At 68.9% G+C, this 17,820-nt stretch carries 20 protein-coding genes and 1 pseudogene; 15 read left to right on the top strand and 6 right to left on the bottom strand.

Features of this window, described 5'->3' with window-relative positions; genetic code table 11:
* The first annotated feature begins 69 nt into the window (after positions 1–69).
* Complete coding sequence (locus QMG73_RS08740; protein WP_281893652.1) at positions 70–1,302, top strand: chymotrypsin family serine protease; 1,233 nt, start codon at positions 70–72, stop codon at positions 1,300–1,302.
* A gap of 7 nt (positions 1,303–1,309) precedes the next feature.
* On the opposite strand, the gene QMG73_RS08735 is transcribed toward QMG73_RS08740, so the two are convergent.
* A complete protein-coding gene (locus QMG73_RS08735; protein ID WP_281893651.1) occupies positions 1,310–2,248 on the bottom strand; it encodes a Vgb family protein in 939 nt (312 codons plus the stop codon).
* A gap of 148 nt (positions 2,249–2,396) precedes the next feature.
* Between QMG73_RS08735 and QMG73_RS08730 the strand changes: the two genes are divergently transcribed.
* Positions 2,397–2,987: a dihydrofolate reductase family protein gene (locus tag QMG73_RS08730; protein ID WP_281893650.1), complete on the top strand. Its 591-nt coding sequence runs from the start codon at positions 2,397–2,399 to the stop codon at positions 2,985–2,987.
* Here QMG73_RS08730 and QMG73_RS08725 read toward each other — a convergent pair.
* Positions 2,956–3,537 (bottom strand): dihydrofolate reductase family protein, encoded by a 582-nt coding sequence (locus QMG73_RS08725; RefSeq protein WP_281893649.1) that lies wholly within the window; start codon positions 3,535–3,537, stop codon positions 2,956–2,958. The genes QMG73_RS08730 and QMG73_RS08725 overlap by 32 nt on opposite strands.
* 139 nt (positions 3,538–3,676) lie before the next feature.
* Between QMG73_RS08725 and QMG73_RS46585 the strand changes: the two are divergent.
* The 5 genes and pseudogenes from QMG73_RS46585 to QMG73_RS08705 all read left to right on the top strand — a co-directional run.
* Positions 3,677–3,850: pseudogene (locus QMG73_RS46585) on the top strand (GntR family transcriptional regulator); the annotation flags it as partial.
* Entirely contained in the window at positions 3,849–4,943 is a 1,095-nt protein-coding gene (pdxR, locus tag QMG73_RS08720) for a MocR-like pyridoxine biosynthesis transcription factor PdxR (RefSeq protein ID WP_281893648.1), read from the top strand. The pseudogene QMG73_RS46585 and the gene pdxR, both read left to right, overlap by 2 nt.
* A gap of 9 nt (positions 4,944–4,952) precedes the next feature.
* Positions 4,953–5,282, top strand: coding sequence for a nucleoside triphosphate pyrophosphohydrolase family protein (locus QMG73_RS08715; protein WP_281893646.1), 330 nt, complete (start codon positions 4,953–4,955; stop codon positions 5,280–5,282).
* 27 nt (positions 5,283–5,309) lie between these two features.
* Positions 5,310–5,765 carry a GNAT family N-acetyltransferase gene (locus QMG73_RS08710; RefSeq protein ID WP_281893644.1) on the top strand — a complete coding sequence of 152 codons (456 nt, stop codon included), beginning with the start codon at positions 5,310–5,312 and terminating at the stop codon, positions 5,763–5,765.
* A 67-nt stretch (positions 5,766–5,832) separates the two neighbouring features.
* On the top strand, positions 5,833–6,345 hold the full coding sequence (locus tag QMG73_RS08705; RefSeq protein ID WP_281893642.1) for a DUF4395 domain-containing protein: 513 nt from the start codon (positions 5,833–5,835) through the stop codon (positions 6,343–6,345).
* Positions 6,346–6,373: 28 nt separating this feature from the next.
* On the opposite strand, the gene QMG73_RS08700 is transcribed toward QMG73_RS08705, so the two are convergent.
* Positions 6,374–7,324 (bottom strand): DUF6528 family protein, encoded by a 951-nt coding sequence (locus tag QMG73_RS08700; protein WP_281893640.1) that lies wholly within the window; start codon positions 7,322–7,324, stop codon positions 6,374–6,376.
* A gap of 204 nt (positions 7,325–7,528) precedes the next feature.
* On the opposite strand from QMG73_RS08700, the gene QMG73_RS08695 reads away from it, so the two are divergent.
* From QMG73_RS08695 to QMG73_RS08660, 8 genes are read left to right on the top strand one after another with little or no spacing between them, the layout of a single operon-like run.
* Positions 7,529–9,208, top strand: a complete 1,680-nt coding sequence (locus QMG73_RS08695) for a bifunctional metallophosphatase/5'-nucleotidase (protein WP_281893638.1) — start codon at positions 7,529–7,531, stop codon at positions 9,206–9,208.
* Positions 9,209–9,227: 19 nt separating this feature from the next.
* Complete coding sequence (locus QMG73_RS08690; RefSeq protein ID WP_281893637.1) at positions 9,228–10,211, top strand: N-acetylglucosamine kinase; 984 nt, start codon at positions 9,228–9,230, stop codon at positions 10,209–10,211.
* A 58-nt stretch (positions 10,212–10,269) separates the two neighbouring features.
* Positions 10,270–11,142 (top strand): MurR/RpiR family transcriptional regulator, encoded by an 873-nt coding sequence (locus QMG73_RS08685; protein ID WP_281893636.1) that lies wholly within the window; start codon positions 10,270–10,272, stop codon positions 11,140–11,142.
* A gap of 35 nt (positions 11,143–11,177) precedes the next feature.
* A complete protein-coding gene (locus QMG73_RS08680; RefSeq protein WP_281893635.1) occupies positions 11,178–12,446 on the top strand; it encodes an ABC transporter substrate-binding protein in 1,269 nt (422 codons plus the stop codon).
* A complete protein-coding gene (locus QMG73_RS08675) occupies positions 12,428–13,357 on the top strand; it encodes a carbohydrate ABC transporter permease (RefSeq protein WP_281893633.1) in 930 nt (309 codons plus the stop codon). The genes QMG73_RS08680 and QMG73_RS08675 overlap by 19 nt, the downstream gene beginning before the upstream one ends.
* A 20-nt stretch (positions 13,358–13,377) precedes the next feature.
* Positions 13,378–14,175 carry a carbohydrate ABC transporter permease gene (locus QMG73_RS08670; RefSeq protein ID WP_281893631.1) on the top strand — a complete coding sequence of 266 codons (798 nt, stop codon included), beginning with the start codon at positions 13,378–13,380 and terminating at the stop codon, positions 14,173–14,175.
* 13 nt (positions 14,176–14,188) lie between these two features.
* Positions 14,189–14,944, top strand: a complete 756-nt coding sequence (locus QMG73_RS08665) for an SIS domain-containing protein (protein ID WP_281893630.1) — start codon at positions 14,189–14,191, stop codon at positions 14,942–14,944.
* Positions 14,941–16,128 (top strand): hypothetical protein, encoded by a 1,188-nt coding sequence (locus QMG73_RS08660; protein WP_281893629.1) that lies wholly within the window; start codon positions 14,941–14,943, stop codon positions 16,126–16,128. Before QMG73_RS08665 ends, QMG73_RS08660 begins: the two co-directional genes overlap by 4 nt.
* On the opposite strand, the gene QMG73_RS08655 is transcribed toward QMG73_RS08660, so the two are convergent.
* Genes QMG73_RS08655 through QMG73_RS08645 form a run of 3 tightly spaced genes read right to left on the bottom strand, consistent with a single transcriptional unit; the run spans position 16,117 to position 17,781 of the window.
* Positions 16,117–16,818 carry a hypothetical protein gene (locus tag QMG73_RS08655; RefSeq protein ID WP_281893627.1) on the bottom strand — a complete coding sequence of 234 codons (702 nt, stop codon included), beginning with the start codon at positions 16,816–16,818 and terminating at the stop codon, positions 16,117–16,119. The genes QMG73_RS08660 and QMG73_RS08655 overlap by 12 nt on opposite strands.
* Positions 16,819–16,835: 17 nt before the next feature.
* Complete coding sequence (locus QMG73_RS08650; protein ID WP_281893625.1) at positions 16,836–17,306, bottom strand: alpha/beta fold hydrolase; 471 nt, start codon at positions 17,304–17,306, stop codon at positions 16,836–16,838.
* Between the two features lie 7 nt (positions 17,307–17,313).
* A complete protein-coding gene (locus QMG73_RS08645) occupies positions 17,314–17,781 on the bottom strand; it encodes a MarR family transcriptional regulator (protein ID WP_281893624.1) in 468 nt (155 codons plus the stop codon).
* Positions 17,782–17,820 lie beyond the last annotated feature (39 nt).

Here is a 17,820-nt window from a genome sequence, read left to right as displayed (position 1 = left end):
CGCCCCGCGGCTTTGGCATCGTCCGGCGTGCGGGCCTTCGCCCGCGCGCCTCATATGGGGAGGAAGCACATGAGACACACCACGCTACGGCGTATGGCGGCGGCCGGGTTCGGCATCGCGCTGCTCGCCACGGCTCTGACCGCCGCGCCGGCGAGCGCGGCACCGGCCGGTGCCGCCCGGACCGGCTCGGTCGTCGCCAGCACGCCCGTGCCGGGCGGCTTCGCATCTTGGGCGGAGCTGCTACGGGTCCAGGAGAAGATGAACGCCGCCGCCGCGCGGGTCAGCACCGGCGCCGGGTTCGCCGGGGTTGTCGCCGACCCGACCAGCAAGCAGTTGCGGGTCTACTGGAAAGGTCGGGCGCCGGCCGGGCTGATCGCCGCCGCGCGGGCCTTCGTACCGGTCACTGTGCATTCCGCCGCGTATTCCCAGAAGGAGCTGAGCGCGGCGGCGGCGAGGCTGGTCGCGAAGGCCGGGAGCGAGATCACGTCGGTCGGCCCGCGCGCGGACGGCTCCGGTCTGGTCGCCGGTACCCAGCATGGCTTGGCCAGCGCGGCAAGCTACGCGGGCGTACCGGTGACTGTGGAGACCGGGGTGTCGGCGGAACCGGCGAGCCGGGTGGACGACAGCCCGCCGTGGTGGGGCGGTGGACGCTGGCAGAGCGTCGGCGGCTCCTGCTCGACCGGCTTCGCGGTCGTCCATGGTGGCGTGAACCGGATGTTGTCGGCCGCCCATTGCGCCAACAACGGCAACGTGGCCACCGATCCGACCGGCCAGGTCATCGGCACCGTCATGAACAAGAACTCCGGCACCGACACCTTGATCATCGCGGGCAACTCCGCGGGCCGGGTGTTCAACAACAGCACCAACGCCGCCGGCGGCGTGGTCAGCGAGTTCAGCAACCCGGTGGTCGGCCGGGTGGCCAGCCAGGTGGGTAACTTCGTCTGTACCACCGGTTCGTTCTCCGGCACCCGGTGCTCCATCCAGGTGGTCGCGATCAACCAGTGCATCAACGTCCTCGGCATCGGGGTCGTCTGCGGCCAGGTCCGGGCCGAGCAGACCGCACACACCAACGGCGGCGGCAACGGCGACAGCGGCGGAGCGGTGGAGATCGTGAACTCGGCGAACACCAGCCAGGTCTTCGCCACCGGGACCCTGACCGCGATCGACAAGACCAACACCCAGGTGCCGTGCACCGGGTACGTGCTGGACACCCCCACGCGCAGCTGCGCGTGGCGGATCTACTACGAGGACATCTTCGGCGGGATGAACGGAGTCGGCGCGACCGCCATCGTGCTCGGCTAGTCAGCGTTCATGATCCGAGCCCATCGCCGTCATCGATGGAGATGGGCTCGGGCGGCGGCATGAGGCGGGCGATTGTGCCTATCTCCAACGCCGACCAGACAGTGCCGTCTGGGGTGAGGGTGACTCCGTGGGGTTCGGAGGCGGGGCTGGGCAGGTCGTAGTGGCGGAACGCGCCGTCAGGGCTGATGTGCCCGATCCGGTTGGCGGCCCATTCGGTGAACCAGCAGCCGCCCGCTGGGTCAGCGACGATCGCGTGGGGCTTGGCGGCGTTGTCGGGCAGCGGAAACTCCTGGATCTTGCCGTCTGGCGTGATCCGGCCGATCTGCCCTGCGAGGATCTCGACGAACCACAGGGCGTGGTCGGGGCTGGCCGTGATGCCGACCGGTCCGGCGCCGGCGGTGGGGAGTTCGTGAAGGGTGATCGCACCGTCGAGATCGATCCGGCCGATCGCGTTCGCCTGGTTGACGGTGAACCACATCGCGTGGTCGGGGCCCGCGGCGATCATCGAGGGAAAGGCGCCTTTGACCGGCAGCGGAAACTCGGTGACGACGCCCTCGGTGGTGATCCGGCCGATGGTGTCGGTGTTCATCTCGGTGAACCAGAGGGCGTCGTCGGGGCCTGTGGCGATGCCGAACGGTCCGCTGTCCGCGCTGGGCGTGCGGTACGAGGTGGTGGCGCCGTCGGTGGCGATGCGGCCGATCTGGTGGTCGCGGCTGCGGGTGAACCACAGTGCGCCGTCCGGGCCGGAGGTGATGATCGAAGGGCCGCACGCCGCCGAGTCCAGCGTGTAGGTTGTCACCTCGCCGTCCGGCACGACACGTGCGATCTGTCCACTGTGAACAAGAGTGGTCCACAGTGCCCCGTCAGGGCCGGCGGTGATGCCGTACGGGCCGGTCTCCTTGCCAGCCACGGGGACTTCGCTGATCAGCCGGTGTGCTGCGGCCATCGAATACTCCTACTCACATCACGGTTACCTGTCACCAGCAGCCAACGGTAGTCGATCAAGGGGCTCCCTTCCTCGCGGCCACTGTCCGGTCCGAGTCGTCGGCTCCGACGTCCCGGGCAAATCCGGTCTGCGGAAGGCGGGTCACACCATGAGCAAGGTAACCGCGAGCGCGACGGTCTCGTTGGACGGTTTCATCGCCGACGAGTCTGACCAGGTAGGTCCGCTCTTCGACTGGTACGGCAACGGGGATGTGCCCTTCAACGGCGGCGACCCGGAGCGGGTCTTCCACGTCTCGGCCGCCAGCGCCGCGTACATGGAGGAAACCTGGTCACGGGTCAGCACGGCGGTCATCGGCCGTCGCCTGTTCGATATCACCAACGGCTGGAACGGCCGCCCCGCGGCCGGCGACGCCGTCTTCGTGGTGACTCACAATCCGCCGACCGACTGGCCGTTTCCGGACGCGCCGTTCACGTTCGTCACAGATGGCCTGGCGAGTGCGATCGCACAGGCCAAAGCCGCCGCCGGTGACAAGGACGTGGCACTGAGCGGCGGTGACCTGCTGGGTCAGGCCCTGGCCGCGGGCCTGGTGGACGAGCTTCAGGTGGACCTGGTACCGGTGGTGTTCGGAAAGGGCGTCCGGTTCTTCGGCGCGTATGACGGTTCACCCGTGCTGCTCGGCGATCCGCGGATCGTCCAAGGCGACCGGGTCACCCATCTGCGATACGACGTCCGTCGATAGCGGGTCGGTACCGTACGCGGGCGGCCGCCGTGGGATCGCTGCCGTCGAGCCGGTGGAGGCGGATCGGCGCCTTGCCGGGGTTGTGGTACAGCCGGATCCCGTCGCCGAGCAGGATCGGTGCGACGTGGATGTCGATCTCGTCGATCAGTCCCAGTTCCAGAAGCTGGGCGCCGATGTTCGGCGAGAACACCCCGAGGTTCTTGCCTCCGGCCGCCTCCAGCCCGATCCGCACCGCCTCCCGCACCGGGCAGGACAGGAACGTGATGTCAGGCGTGGGCCGTGCGTCCTCGGGGTGGTGGGTGAGGACGAAGATCGGCCCTTCCCACCTCCCGCCCCACGGCCGTGAGTCGCCAATGGCACTGTCGAATCCGTCACGACCCGCCAACACGGCGCCGGTGGTCTCGATGTACTCGTCGATGAGGCCCGGCTGGGCGGTGAAGCCGGTCATCCACCCCATGTCGTGGTCTGGTCCGGCCACGAACCCGTCGAGGGACATCGTGAAGAAGACGAGCACTTTTCCGGTCGCCGGGCGCGTCTCGATGGTGTTCATGGTCGTCTCCTGACGGGAAGGTCGTAGTAGCGCAGCGCGCTGGAACCGATGCGGGACAGGTCGGGCGCCGCAGCGCGCAGCATGCCCCCAACGGTATGGATAGGGTGGCGCTGATAAGAGTTCCAATTCTGGACGAGTTATGAGTACCAGTTCACCTGAGTTGTTCGTGAAGCTCGACCGCTCCCGCCCGCGGGGCCTGCGCGCCCAGCTGGAGCGGAGCCTGCGCGACGCCATCAGGGCGGGGCGGCTGCGCCCCGGCGTCCGGCTGCCCTCGTCCCGAGCGCTCGCCGCAGACCTCCAGGTCACCCGCGGTGTCGTCATCGCGGCCTATCACCAGCTCATCGCCGAGGGCTATTCGCCCCGGAGCCCCGGACGTCGGCCTGTTCCCACACGCGGCCTGGGCCCGCGCCACCCGCACGGCGATGCGGTCCCTGCCCGACCAGTCACTCGGCTACAGCGACCCGGCCGGTCTCCCAGCTCTACGCGAAACGCTGGCCGGCTACCTGGGCCGGGTCCGGGGTGGGTCCTGTGAGCCGGACAACATCGTGGTGTGCAACGGCTTCTCGCACGGCTTGAGCCTGCTGGCCCGGGTGCTCGCCGAGCGCGGCATCGCCGTCGAGGACCCCGGCCACCCGAACTGGCGGGAGCAGATCGATGGGGCCGGCGCCAGCTGGCACCCCGTCGAGGTCGACGGCGAGGGGGTGCGAGTGGATCGGCTGGCCGCGTCGGGAGCGGGCGCGGTGCTCGTCACGCCCGCCCACCAGTACCCGACCGGAGTCGTGCTCTCCGCCAGCCGACGGATCGACCTGCTCGACTGGGCCCGCACCAGCGGCGGTTACATCATCGAGGACGACTACGACGCCGAGTACCGCTACGACCGCCACCCCGTCGGAGCGCTCCAAGGCGTCGCACCCGACCACGTCATCCACGCCGGCAGCCTCTCCAAGAGCCTGGCACCCGGGCTGCGGCTCGGCTGGCTGGTCGTCCCCTCGGCCCTACGCGACGAGGTGGTCGCCGCCCGCGCGCGCGGCGACCGGTTCACCAGCTCGATCATCCAGGCCACCGCCGCGGAGTTCATCGAGCGCGGCGACCTCGACCGGCACCTACGGCGAACCCGTCGCAGCTACCGCCAGCGCCGCGACGCGCTCACCGCCGCCCTGCGCCAACAGTTGCCGGCCTGCGGTGCGACCGGCATCTCCGCGGGCCTGCATGTCCTGGTGAGGCTGCCCGACCGCGTGGACGCGACTCACCTCGCCGCCACCGCCGCCGAGCACGGCATCCTCGTACATGCCTTGGACCGCTACCGGGCCAGCCCGGCACGGGACCAGCCTGGAGCCCTCGTCATGGGATACAGCAGGCTCGCTCCCGCCACATCGAGGAAGGCATCCAGCACCTCGCCACCATAATGATCCGACATGGACCTGGATGAGTACCAGCGCGGCGCCCTTCGGACCGCCGCTCCCCGCGACAAGAAGAACGAGCTGCTCCACCTGGTCCTCGGCCTGGTCGGCGAATCCGGTGAGATCGCCGAGAAGTTCAAGAAGTGGATTCGCGACCACGACAGCGACGAGTCACGGATCGACCGCGCCGACATCACCAAGGAGCTCGGTGACGTGCTCTGGTACGTCGCGGTGCTCGCCGACTACCTCGACCTGTCGCTGGACGACATCGCGACGGCCAACCTGGCCAAGCTGGCCAGCCGCCAAGACCGCGGCATGCTGAAAGGCAGCGGCGACAACCGCTGAACCTTTTGGCTCGGTACTTTGGCGGCCATGGCGGACGTACGGCTGGAGCCGATGACCGAGGATCAGTACAAGCCGTGGCGGGCCGAGGCCGAGGCGCACTACGCGCAGAGCCTGGCCGCGTCGGGAGAATCGGCGCAGGACGCGGCCCGCAATGCCGCCGACACCTACACGCGACTGCTTCCTGACGAGTCCGCGACCGCCGGTCACCATTTCTGGTACGCGTACGACGGCGACCGCCGGGTCGGTTTCCTCTGGGTCAAGGTGACTCACAACACTGCGGTCGTCTACAACATCGCCGTCGAACCCGACCTACGCCGCCAGGGCTACGGCCGTGCGATCATGCTGGCCGCCGAGCGTTGGTGCCACGACAACGCGCTGACCAGAATCGGTCTGCACGTCTTCGCCCACAACACCGGCGCCCGGGCCCTCTACGAGCAGCTGGGCTTCACCGAGACCGGCCGCAACATGGCCAAGGACCTGTAGGCGCGGGAAGCCGCGCCTGACGGGCCCATACTGGTCCGATGGGATTAGTCGGGAGTAGGATCGCGCCGTGACCAGGTCGTTGTTCAGTTTTCCCAACCCGGTAAACGAGGTGTCGGCGCGCCTCGTCGCTGGCGGCGTCGTCATCTTGTCCGGGGCGACCATCGTCCTGGACCAGCCCTGGCTGACGGCCGTCATCGCGTACGGGTTCGTCGCCCGGGTGCTGACCGGGCCGACGCTCAGTCCGCTGGGTCAGCTCGTCACGCGGGTGATCACGCCGCGGTTGCCGGTGGCGGCCAAGCCGGTGGCCGGGCCGCCGAAGCGGTTCGCGCAGGGCATGGGCGCGGTGCTGACCGTGACGGCGGCGGTACTCGCGCTCGGGTTCGGGCAAGTGGGCGCCGCGTACGTCGTTCTCGGCATGGTCATCGTGGCCGCCACGCTCGAGTCGGTGTTCGCGTTCTGCGTTGGCTGCAAGGTCTTCGCCGGGCTGATGCGGCTCGGATGGATTCCCGAGGCCGTCTGCGCCGAGTGCAACGACATCTGGAGCCGCACCCCAGCCCAGCGCGGTGTCATCACCTCCTGAGTGGGTCACCAATCCCAAGCGCCGGGCTTTATTCGAGGTTGACTGCCCAGATGCGCGCCTTGTAGAACTCGGCGCCGGAGCGGGTCTGGTCGGGCGAGGCGGAGAACCGCACCGTCGGGCTGCCCCAGACACGCGAGCCGACGTCGTCCGCGCGTACCGAGATGGCCTCGCCGTCCCAGTGCCGCACGTACGATTTCACCAGCGTCTCGCTGGAGATTTTCACCTTGCTGAACGTGCCGCCCGCGGTGTTGATTTCGTACACGCCGTCGGTGGCCGTACACAGTAGCCGCTGGTTGTTGCTGTAGTCCGGTTGCAGGTCGTGGCCCAGGTTTCCGGCGCCGAGGCCGACGGTCACGCCGTAGTGCCTGATCCGGGTGTTGCGGTAGGTTCCCTCGACCGCGTATCCGCGTAGCGTGTCCTGACCGATCGCCCAGAGCAGTTCGTACGTCGGGTCCCAGAGCACGCCGTGCGCGCCGGGCAGGCTCTCGGTCTGCACCGCGGCCAGGGTGCCGGGGTCGCTGATGGCGCTCGGCGCGTACACCGTCAGGTAGCCGTGGGAGCTGGCGACGACCACCGACCCGTTGTTGGGGATGCGCTCGATGGCGTGCGGGTTGCCGCCCGGCGTCGCGCTCCACATCAGGTGGCTCAGGTTGGTGTGGGTGTCGCCGCCGATGTTGATGATGCCGGCCTGGCCGCTGGACGCGGTCGCCAGCGCGATCCAACCGTGGTGCGCCGTGTTGCGCAGTTTCACGTCGGACAGGTTGGACCAGCCGCCGCCGCCCGGGCTGAAGCTCCAGAGCACGTTGGCGTCGGTGAAGGGGGCGTACTTGTTGAAGGTCAGGAGCCGGTTGCTGACCTGTTCGGTGGTGACCACGTGGTAGTCGCTCGCGGCCCGCGCCGCGCCTGGGCCGAGGATCGCCGCGGCTGGACCGGCGACGGTGCCGGCGGCCAGGCCGCGCAGGATGGTGCGTCGCTGCATTGGGTTACCTCCCCTTGATCCGGTGGTGCGCGACAGTGTGCCACACATTCGTCACGTTAAGTATTCACGGTAATGGTTACCGTTGCAGTTGTCATGTGAAGGGCTAGTGAATAATTTTCTTTCAACGTTCCCATTTGCGGAACTATTTACGTGGCGGCCGTGATCCTCATAAGATCAGCTCGCTCTGCCCCAGAGGGAGGATCAATGAAATATCGGAAGGTGAGGGTCGTCGTCGCCGCGTCGGTCGCCGCGCTGACGCCCCTGGCGCTGTCGCCGGGGGCGTTCGCGGGGTCGTCCACCGTCGACGTCCAGCTCCTCAATATCAACGATTTTCACTCCGCCATGCCGGCCAGCTACGTCCAGACGGAGAGCGGGCCGGTGCTGGCGGGCGGTGCCGAGTACCTGTCGGCGCAGATGGACCGCCTGCAGCGTGAAAACCCCAAGGGCACGCTGCGCCTGGGCGCCGGTGACCTGGTCTCCTCCAGCCCGGTGACCTCGATCCTGTTCCACGACGAGCCGGGCATCGAGGCCCTGAACATGTTGAAGCTCGACGCCTCCAGCGTCGGAAACCACGAGTTCGACGAGGGCCTGGCCGAGTTGCGGCGGCTGGAGAACGGCGGCTGCCATCCGATCGACGGCTGCCAGGACGGAAACGGCTTCGCCGGTGCCTCGTTCGAATACCTAGGCGCCAACATCGTCGACACCACCACGAACAAGCCCGCCTTCAAGCCGTACCTCATCAAGGAGGTCAAGGGTGTGAAGGTCGGCATCATCGGGCTGACCCACGCCAGGTCGCTGTTCGAGGCGCCGTCACCGACCGCGCCCCTGGAGGGGCGCGACGAGGCCGCGACGGCGAACGCGCTGGTGCCCGAGTTGCAGGCCAAGGGCGTGCGCACCATCGTCGTACTGATACACCAGGGCGGCGGCCAGTCCGGTGGTGGCCTGTCCAACGAGTGCAAGAACCTCGTGGGCGGCATCGTGCCGATCGTGCAGAAGCTCGACCCCGAGATCGACGCGGTCTTCTCGGCGCACACCCACAACGGCTACAACTGCGTGGTCAACGGCATTCCGGTGACCCAGGCCACGGCCTACGGCCGTGAGATCACCAAGGTCGATCTCACCATCGACAAGGCGACCGGCAACCCGACCAGCGTCCGCGCCCGCAACGTGCCGGTCACCCATGACGTGCGGCCCGACCGGCGGATCGCCGAGCTGCGGGAGCGGTACGAGAGGATCGGGCAGCCGCTGCTGGACCGCCCGGTCGGCATGATCACTGGCGACCTGACGGCGACCCGGAACCCGGCGGGGGAGTCCACCATCGCGCACGTGCTCGCGGACGCCCGGCTGGCGGCGACCTCGGCGCCTGATCGCGGCGGTGCCCAGATCGGGTTCCAGCCGCCGTACGGGGGCGGGATCGGCGGTGACCTCATCGTCTCGCCCACCGGCAACGACGTGCCCGGCCTGGTCACCCATGGCGAGGCATTACGGGTACAGCAGTTCAGCAACGCGCTGGTGACGATGACGCTCACCGGTACGCAGCTCGAGCGGCTGATCGAACAACAGTGGTGTGGCCAGGACCCGCGGTATCCACGGGTGCTCGGCGTGTCCAAGGGCTTCACGTACACGTGGGACAACGCCCGACCGGCCTGCGACAAGGTGGATCCGGCCAGCATCACGCTGGGCGGCACGGTCATCGATCCGCAGACCAATTACCGCATCACCGTCAACTCGTTCATCGCCGCCGGTGGGGACGGGTTCTCGGTACTGACCGAGGGCACCGACCGGGTCGAGAAGACGCGCGACATCGACGCCCTGGAGTCGTATCTGACCGCCGCGTCCCCGCTCGCGCCGCCCGCGCTCAACCGGATCAAGCGGCTGAACTGAGGCCGGGAGAACTGCGCCAGTGGATCTTGAGTCAGCCAGTACCGGGGTCGATCTTGTCGTCGGGGTGGACGCGGGTGGAACGCGTACCCGCGCGGTAGTCACCACCCTCGACGGACAGGTGTGCGGGCGGTCAACCTCCGGCCCGGGTAATCCGGTGGCTCATGGGGTGCCGGCCGCCGTCCGCGCCATCGGCGCGGCGGTGGCCGGCGCGCTCGACCCGGCGACCGGGCCTCCCGGTCGCCGGGTGGGCCGGGTCCTGGTCGCCGCCGCCGGCGGCGGCGCCTCGTTCGAGACCGAGGTCCGCCGGGACCTGGCGGAACGGTTGTCCGCGGGCGGCCCGGCACCCGTCGTCGACTGCGTCTCCGACCTCACCGCCGCGTTCGCCGCCGGGACCGCTGAGGCCGATGGCTACCTGCTGGTCGCCGGTACCGGTGCCGCGTCGGCGGAGTTCGCTGGCGGGCGGATCTCCCGCACGGTGGACGGCAACGGCTGGTTGCTGGGTGACGACGGCGGCGGTTTCTGGCTGGGCCGCCAGGCGGTACGGGCGGTGCTGGCGGCCCTGGAAGGGCACGGCGCGCCCACGAGCATGATCGACCCGGTCGCCGCGGCGCTGGGCGTGCCGCCACGACGCGAGCCGGTGCTGTCAGCGGTGTACAACGACGTGCCGGTGCGGCTCGCGAGGCTGGCACCTGTCGTATCGGCCGCGCACCGGCACGGCGACCCCGTGGCCACCGGCATCCTGCGCGCGGCCGGCGCGGCGCTGCTGGAGACCGTCTCCGCCCTGGCGCCGGTGGCGGGGCGCCCGTTGGTGCTCGCCGGCGGGGTCCTGGACGGTGGCGGGGAAGTGGCGCGGATCGTGCGTGAGGGCGCCACGGCACGGTGGTCCGTGCGTCCGGCGGTGAGCGCGGATCCGGCGGCCGGCGCCGCGTGGCTGGCGCTGCGCGCGGAGGTCGGCGCCGAGGTCGCCGCGATGTTTCGTCGCGACGAACTATTGACAGCATGATCTTCCACGGTGAGGATTAACTACCATGACCGTTGCTCGCGATAATGATTCCCCTCAGGTGGGTCTGCGGACCGGAATCCTCACCCGGATCCGGGCCGTGGCACCAACACTCACCGTGGCGCATCAGCGGGTGGCGGAACGCATCCTGGCGGACCCGGGTGCGGTGGCGAGCGCGACGATCACGGAACTGGCAGAGCGCTGTGAGACGTCGTTGACCACCATCACGCGGTTCTGCCGGGAGCTCGATCTACCCGGGTACGCGGAGCTGCGGCTGGCTCTGGCGACCGAGGTGGGTCGCGACGATGGCCGGGATCGGGGCCGGCCGCTGATCGCCTTCTCCCCGGAAGATCCCATGAGCAAGGTCGTGGCCAGTCTCGTGGCCAGCGACACCAGATCCATGGAGGACACCGCCGCACAACTCGACCTGGCCGCCGTGGAGCGAGCCGTCGCCGCGCTGAGCCGGGCGCGGACGATCGACGTCTACGCGGTGTCCGGCAGTGCGGGGGTCGCGATGGACGTGCAGTTGCGGCTGCACTCGATCGGGCGACCCTGTCACCTGTGGAAGGACGTACACGACGCGATCTGCAGCGCCAACGTTCGTGATCACCGGGATGTCGCCCTGGCCGTCTCGCACTCCGGCGCCACCGCCGAGGTCGTCGAGCCGATCCGGGTCGCCCGGGAACGCGGCGCCACCACGATAGTCATCACCAACTTTCCCCGTTCGCCGCTCGCTGACGCGGCGGACATCCTGCTCACCACCGCGGCGCAGGACGCGCCGTTCCGGGTCGGCGGGCTCGCCGCCCGCCACACCCAGATGCTCATTCTGGATTGCCTGTACATCGGCGTCGTGCAGCGCACGCTCGACGCCAGCGAGCAGGCCATGGATCGGGCCGCTGCCGCGTTGAGCCGGCACCGCCTGCCCATTCGTTGACACTTTGACCATGAGATAACCGAGGGAGAAACCCGATGCGGTTGACCCGTCGGGTGGCTGTGCTGGCCGTGGCCAGCCTGACCGCCCTCGTTGCCTGCGCCCCCGGCGCCGACAGCGGAAGCGATGACGAAAACGTGACCCTCTCCGTGTGGGGCTGGGGTCCGGAAGCCAACTACGACAAGATGTTCGCCGAGTACACAAAGGACAACCCCGGCGTCAAGGTGGACGCCCGCTCCTTCACGACGGCGACCGAATACGACACCATCCTGTCCACCGGTCTGGCCGGCAAGGACGGTCCGGACGTCGCCTGGCTGCGCGCTGGCGCGCCCCTGCAACCGCTGGTGGCGGCGGGTCGGCTGGTTCCGCTGGACAACTCCTCGGTACCGGGACTGGCCGACTTCAACGCGGGTGTCCTGCAAGGCGCCAAAGGCGACACCGACGGCAAGGTCTACGGCGTGCCCTTCGCCATCCAGACCCTCCACGTCATCTACAACAAGAAGATCTTCGCGGACAACGGCATCGCACCACCCAAGACCTGGGAAGACATGATCGCGGCCGCGCAGAAGCTGCAGGCCGCGAAGATCGTGCCGTTCGCGGTCGGCGGCAAGGACGACTGGACGCTGCCGATCATCACCAGCATCTTCGGTACTTCCAGGTGGGGCGGCGACGCGTTCCTGGACGAGGTGAAGGCGGGCAAGAAGACGTTCGCCGACCCGAATTTCGTCGCCGGCGTCGACCTCGTCAACCAACTCAAGCCGTACTTCCCGAAGGACGTCGCCGGGGTCTCGTACACCGATGCCCAGACGCTCTTCTCGGCCGGCAAGGCGGCCATGTTCCCAGGCGGCATCTGGGAGGTCAACTTCTTCCGCACCAACGCTCCCGGCCTGGACCTGGGCACCTTCTCGGCGCCGCCGCCACCCGGATCCGTCGCCGGCAAGGCGCTGCTGCCGGGCTTCATGGACGGCTCGTACGGGGTCAGCGCCAACAGCAAACACCGCGAGGAGGCGCTGAAGCTCCTGTCGTGGCTGGCCAGCAAGAAGTACGGCCAGCTCTACACGGACACCGTCGTGCAGTTCTCGGCGGTACCCGGGGTCGAACCGAAGGACCCGATCCTGCGCGAGGTCGCCGGCACGTACACCTCCAACGGCGCCCGGTACTTCATGAACGAGTTCGCGTACGGCAACCCGTCGTCCCAGACGGTGTTCTCCGCGGCACTTCAGGAGATGCTGCTCGGCCGGATCACCGCCGCGCAGGCGGCCGCGAAGCTGGACGCGAGTGTGGCGACATGGCTCAAGCCCCGGTAACCACCCGTGGCCGCGGCGGCAGGGCCGGCACCTGGTACCTGTTCCTGGTACCGGCCCTGCTGCTGTACTCCCTGTTCGTCGTCTACCCGCTCCTGACCGGTCTCAGCTACAGCGTCTTCTCCTGGAAGGGCACGGTTCGAGACGCCTTCGTCGGCGTGGACAACTACGTCGGGCTGTTCACCAACGAGGCGTTCCGGTCGAAACTGCTGCCCGCGCTCGGACACAACCTGGCGCTGTTCGCCGGGACCATGCTGGTGCAGAACACCATGGGGCTCGCCTTCGCGCTGGCGTTCTCCCGGGCCCGCCGGGGCAAGCGGGCGCTGCAAATCATCTTCGCCACGCCCTACCTGGTCAATCCGCTCGTCATCGGGTATCTCTGGACGCTGTTGCTGAGCCCGACGTTCGGCCCCGCGAACACCCTGTTGCGGGCGATCGGACCCGACGAACTGGCCAAGCCGTGGCTGGGCGACCCGAGCACCGCCCTGCCAATGGTGATTCTGATAACCACCTGGCAGTGGGTCGGTTTCCCCATGTTGCTTTTCAGCGCGGCCATCGGTGGCATCCCGGCCGAGTACGCCGAAGCCGCCAGGGTGGACGGCGCGTCCTCGTGGCGGGTCTTCTGGCACATCACCCTGCCGCTGCTGCGTCCGGCGATCGGCACCATCACCGTGCTCAGCTTCATCGGAAGCATGAACACCTTCGCGCTGGTCTACGCGCTGGGCGGATCGAGCGGCGGGCCGGCCGGGTCCACCGACGTGCTGGGGCTGCTGTTCTACCGGGCGGCCTTCGCCAGCGGCGACATCAACGCGGTGGGCACCGCCTCGGCGCTGGCCGTGTTCCTGTTCACCTTCATCTTCGGCACCACGATCCTGCTGAACCGGATTCTGCGCCAGGGAGAGGAGGCGATGTGACGCCGCGTAGGGGAGCGGTAATGGTGCCGCTCATGTTGTGGGGGTACGCCCTCGTGGCGATGATTCCCCTCTTCGTCATGGTGCTCGGCTCGCTGCGACCGACACAGGACCTGTTCAACGATCCGATTGGCCTGCCCAACAAGCTCTACCTGTCGAACTACACCCGGGCGTGGACCGAGGCGTCGTTCTCCACCTACGTGCTGAACTCGGTCGTCGTGGTGACCGGAGCGGTCATCCTGGGCGCGGCGGTGTCGGTACTCGCCGCGTACCCGCTCGGCCGTCGCAAGTTCACCGGTCGCGGCTTCTTCATCGGATACTTCATCTCCGGCATGACCCTGCCCGGCCACTTCGGCGTGCTGCCGCTGTTCTACCTGCTCGACGGACTCAACCTCGTCGACTCCCGGTTGGGGCTGATGCTGGTGTACGCGGCCGGTTCGGTGCCGTTCAACGTCTTCGTGCTCAGCGCGTTCTTCCGGCAGCTGCCGGGCGAGCTGGACGAGGCGGCCGCCCTGGACGGTGCCGGCCCGTTCGCCACCTTCCGCCACATCATGCTCCCGCTGGTGCGACCGGCGATCGCCACCGTCGTGGTCTTCCAGTTCGTTCCCTTGTGGAACGACTTCTTCTACCCACTGGTCCTGCTGCGCGACGAGAGCAAGCTCACCATCCCCGTCGGGCTCACGCACTTCTTCGGACGGTTCCAGAACGACTGGGGCACGCTGTTCGCCGGACTCGTGATGACGACCCTTCCACTGGTGATCCTCTTCGGGATCGCCACCCGCCAGATCGTCGCCGGCCTCACGGCCGGGATGAACCGTTGATACCACGGAGGTAATGTTGCGGCCCAGCCTGCCGGATGTCTTCGTCACGTCCGCCAGCACACGCATCGAGTCCATGTTGCACAGCCAGCGGCCGCAGATCGCCGCCGCCGGCGAAGTGCTCGCGGAGGCGGTCGGCGCGGGCGGTGTGATTCACGCCTACGGGACCGGGCACTCGGAGGCGGTCGCCCTGGAGGTCGCCGGTCGCGCGGGTGGCCTGGTACCGACCAACAAGCTCGCGCTGCGCGATCTGGTGATCCTGGGCGGCGCCGCACCCGACAGCATCGACACGTTCGCCGAGCGCGACCCGGAGACCGCCCGCCGCGTGTTCGCGCTGCACCGGATCGGGCCGCTGGACGCGTTCGTCATCGCGTCGAACTCCGGCGGCAACGGGTCGACCGTCGAGATGGCCCAACTGGCCAAGGACAAGCAGATCCCGGTCATCGCGATCACCTCGCTGGAACACTCACAGGCGATCACCTCGCGGCACCCGTCCGGCAAGAGGCTTTTCGAGATCGCCGACATCGTCATCGACAACCACGCGCCACACGGTGACGCCCTGCTGGCCACCGAGCACGGCCCGGTCTGCGCGGTCTCGTCGATCACATCGGCCATCGCCGTGCAGATGATGGTCGCCCACGCCATCGACCGGCTCACGGCTCGCGGGTTTCCCCCACCCACCTACCTGTCGGCGAACATCGCCGGCTCGGACGAACACAACCAGCGGCTGGAAGCAAGGTACGAAGGTCGCATCACCCGGAGCCCGCTGTGAGCCCCTCGCTGTCGACCGGCCGTGAACCGTCGATAGCGATTTTCTGGCCGCCGCCACCCGAGGAGACCACCGTCGAGCGGTACCGGGAGATCGCCGACCTCGGTGCCAACCTGGTGATCACCGGCAACTACCTCAACGACCCGAAGATCCTGCACCACGCGCTGTCCTGCGCCGACGAGGTCGGCCTTCGGGTCGTCGTGGCCAGCGACTCCCGGATCGATGTGCTCATGCGACACTTCGACCTCGCCACCGCGGACGCCCAGGCGTTGCTGCGCCAGGTCATCGACGACTACCTGCCGCATCCCTCCTTCGCCGGGATCGGGCTCCTGGACGAGCCGGAGCCGGACCGCTTCCCCAACCTCGCGCTGGCCGTCGACATCATCCGGCAGCGCGCGTCGTGGCTCCTGGCCTACGTCAACCTGCTGCCCAGTTCGGCGATCGAACCGTACGACGAGTATGTCGGCGGGTTCGTCGACGCCGTCGACCCCGCGATTCTCTCGTTCGACCGGTACCCCTTCCTGTGCGAAGTGGACGATCCTCACTACTTCCACGACCTGGCCACGATCCGCGGGCACGCGCTACGGCGGGGAATCCCCGCGTGGCTGTACCTTCAGACCCTCGGTTACCACGCCCACCGCGAGCCGAACGCGCGGGAAATGCTCTGGCAGGTGAACACCGCGTTGGCGTACGGCTTCACCGGATTCCAGTACTTCACCTACTGGACGCCGGACCCCAGCAGAGGCGAAGACTTCGAGCCGGCTCTCGTCCACCGTGGCCTACGCACGCCGCGGTACGAAGCGGTGAGGCGGATCAACACCGAATGGCTCACGCCGGTCGCCCGCCAACTGCGCGGTCTGCGGTCCACCGGTGTCGCGCACGTCGACCAGGTCCCGCGGGGCGCCAGCGCGTTCCGCCCGGACCCGTGGGTCAGGTCGATCGAAGGCAACGCCATCGCCGGTACCTTCGCGGGCGCCGGACCGGACCGGCATCTGTTCGTGTGCAACGCGAGCCATCGAGAAACCAGTACCGTCGTCGTCCGGCTGGACGCCCAGGCCTGTACCGCCCAGCGATTCGACCCGCGAACCGGAACCTTCCAACCGGTCGCGACCGCCGACCTGGTGTTGTCCCTACCGCCGGCCGAGGCCAGCCTGCTGCGACTGCGACCCCTGGCCCTACCCGGGTGACGCGCCGGTCATGGCTTGGCGGGTCCGCTCGATCGTCTCGGACAGGCCCACCCGCAGGCCCTCCAGTTCGAGCGTGAGGTCGTCCAGGGCGTTTCGCGGCGGCACGGGTGCCGTCTTGAGGCTGGCGCCCAGCTCGAGCGTCCTCGCGTGCAGCCCTTCCAGCACGTGGGTGTCGGAGGCCAGCTGGGCCAGTGCTACCTCGCGAGCGAGCGTCATCCGCTCGAGCACGGCCCGCTGGTCCGACACGGCGGTCAGCGAGCGGTCGACCGCCAGCGCGGCGTCGCCGATGGCGGTCTGCCGGCGGGCGTGCAACTGCCTCGCCTCCGCGTCGAGCCGGGCCGCGTCGATCGACTTCATCCGCCGGGCCAGCTCGCTCGCGTGGCCGGCCAGCCCGTACATGTCCCGGGCCGTGCTCCGCACCTGCGCGCGCAGGTTGTCGGCGTACGGGCGCGGCAGCGCCCGGCGAGCGAGCTTGTCCAGCCGCGTCGTGGCCGACCACGCCCGCTCGAACCAGTTCCACTCTGGACTCGACGGCTCCACCTTGGCGCGCACCTCGCTGAGCGTGCGTAGCACACGCGCTCGTTTGATCCCGAGCCACGCGACCCACGACAGCCACAGCGCCCCGCCGAAGACGATCGGCATCACCACCGACGCGCACCAGTCGAAGTCACCGACCGCGACAACCGGCACGAGACAGGCGGCTACGGTTACCAGTCCGCGACACTGAGCACGAGTTCGCCGACGCCGGGAAGGTTCATCAGGCGACCGAACCGGGTGGTGTGGACGCCGAACCCGTCCGGCGCCACATAGGTCAGGCTCGCGAGCCGTTCGCGATGCCGGTCGGCGAAGTCCGCCGCGATGATCGCCCCGAACGCCAGCCCCAGGAGGTGGATAGGCCCGGCGACATCCAGCCGCTGAAGCAGCTCGACGAGTTGGCGCCGGTAGAGGTCTGCCCCGTACGCCACCCGCGGGACAGCGGACGCGCCCCGGCCGAGCAGGTCGTAGCGCACCACGCGGTATCCGGCCTCGACAAGCGGTTCGGCGAGTCCATCCCAGACGAACATCGGCAGGGTGGCGCCGGGGACCAGGACGACGACGGGCCCGCCGGGCGGCCCGTCGACGCGGTAGTGCGTGCGTCCACTCGGCAGGTCAAGGAACTGTTCGGTCAGGCTTGGCATCGCATGGTCAGCTTTCGATGAGGTGGCGGGTGCGGGGTGGGGCGGCTGCCATGGTCGCCTCGGCGAGGCCACGCATCACCGCGCGCCAGCCGGCGAGAGCGGCGTCGCCGGCGGCAGCCACGACGTGCTCGAGCTGCGCCAGCTGAGGACCGGTCGCCGCGCGTTCGACCGCCGCACCGGCCGCGGTGGCCGACAGCGCCCGCTCACGGCCGCTTCGCGCAGACGCCGACCGGGTGACGTAGCCGCGGCGTAGCAGGCCAGACAACGGGCGATGCAGGGCCTGCCGGCTGATGCCGAGCGCGCCGGCGAGCTCGCTGACGGTGATGCCGGGCTGCCGCACGACGACGTACAGGACGCGATGATCGACCCGCCCGAGCCCGTGCTCGGCGAGGACCGCGTCAGCGGTGTCGACGAAGCCGCGCCAGCCCAGGAAGAACAGCGCGATGTCCCGCTCGCTGATCGACATGTCAACCATGTTGACATGTTAGTCAAGTGCGGTCCATAGACCTTGAGC

Origin of the sequence: Phytohabitans aurantiacus (assembly GCF_027923225.1) — a bacterium.
Lineage (GTDB): Bacteria > Actinomycetota > Actinomycetes > Mycobacteriales > Micromonosporaceae > Phytohabitans > Phytohabitans aurantiacus.
Note: the sequence above shows the minus strand (reverse complement) of the source record. Positions and strands in the feature narration are given on the sequence as shown.

Bases quoted from the DNA above. Each gene is read 5' to 3' on its own strand.
- QMG73_RS08740 (WP_281893652.1), top strand. From the start codon at position 70: ATGAGACACACCACGCTACGGCGTATGGCGGCGGCCGGGTTCGGCATC.
- QMG73_RS08735 (WP_281893651.1), bottom strand. From the start codon at position 2,248: ATGGCCGCAGCACACCGGCTGATCAGCGAAGTCCCCGTGGCTGGCAAG.
- QMG73_RS08730 (WP_281893650.1), top strand. From the start codon at position 2,397: ATGAGCAAGGTAACCGCGAGCGCGACGGTCTCGTTGGACGGTTTCATC.
- QMG73_RS08725 (WP_281893649.1), bottom strand. From the start codon at position 3,537: ATGAACACCATCGAGACGCGCCCGGCGACCGGAAAAGTGCTCGTCTTC.
- QMG73_RS08715 (WP_281893646.1), top strand. From the start codon at position 4,953: ATGGACCTGGATGAGTACCAGCGCGGCGCCCTTCGGACCGCCGCTCCC.
- QMG73_RS08710 (WP_281893644.1), top strand. From the start codon at position 5,310: ATGGCGGACGTACGGCTGGAGCCGATGACCGAGGATCAGTACAAGCCG.
- QMG73_RS08700 (WP_281893640.1), bottom strand. From the start codon at position 7,324: ATGCAGCGACGCACCATCCTGCGCGGCCTGGCCGCCGGCACCGTCGCC.
- QMG73_RS08695 (WP_281893638.1), top strand. From the start codon at position 7,529: ATGAAATATCGGAAGGTGAGGGTCGTCGTCGCCGCGTCGGTCGCCGCG.
- QMG73_RS08680 (WP_281893635.1), top strand. From the start codon at position 11,178: ATGCGGTTGACCCGTCGGGTGGCTGTGCTGGCCGTGGCCAGCCTGACC.
- QMG73_RS08675 (WP_281893633.1), top strand. From the start codon at position 12,428: ATGGCTCAAGCCCCGGTAACCACCCGTGGCCGCGGCGGCAGGGCCGGC.
- QMG73_RS08670 (WP_281893631.1), top strand. From the start codon at position 13,378: ATGGTGCCGCTCATGTTGTGGGGGTACGCCCTCGTGGCGATGATTCCC.
- QMG73_RS08665 (WP_281893630.1), top strand. From the start codon at position 14,189: ATGTTGCGGCCCAGCCTGCCGGATGTCTTCGTCACGTCCGCCAGCACA.
- QMG73_RS08650 (WP_281893625.1), bottom strand. From the start codon at position 17,306: ATGCCAAGCCTGACCGAACAGTTCCTTGACCTGCCGAGTGGACGCACG.
- QMG73_RS08645 (WP_281893624.1), bottom strand. From the start codon at position 17,781: ATGGTTGACATGTCGATCAGCGAGCGGGACATCGCGCTGTTCTTCCTG.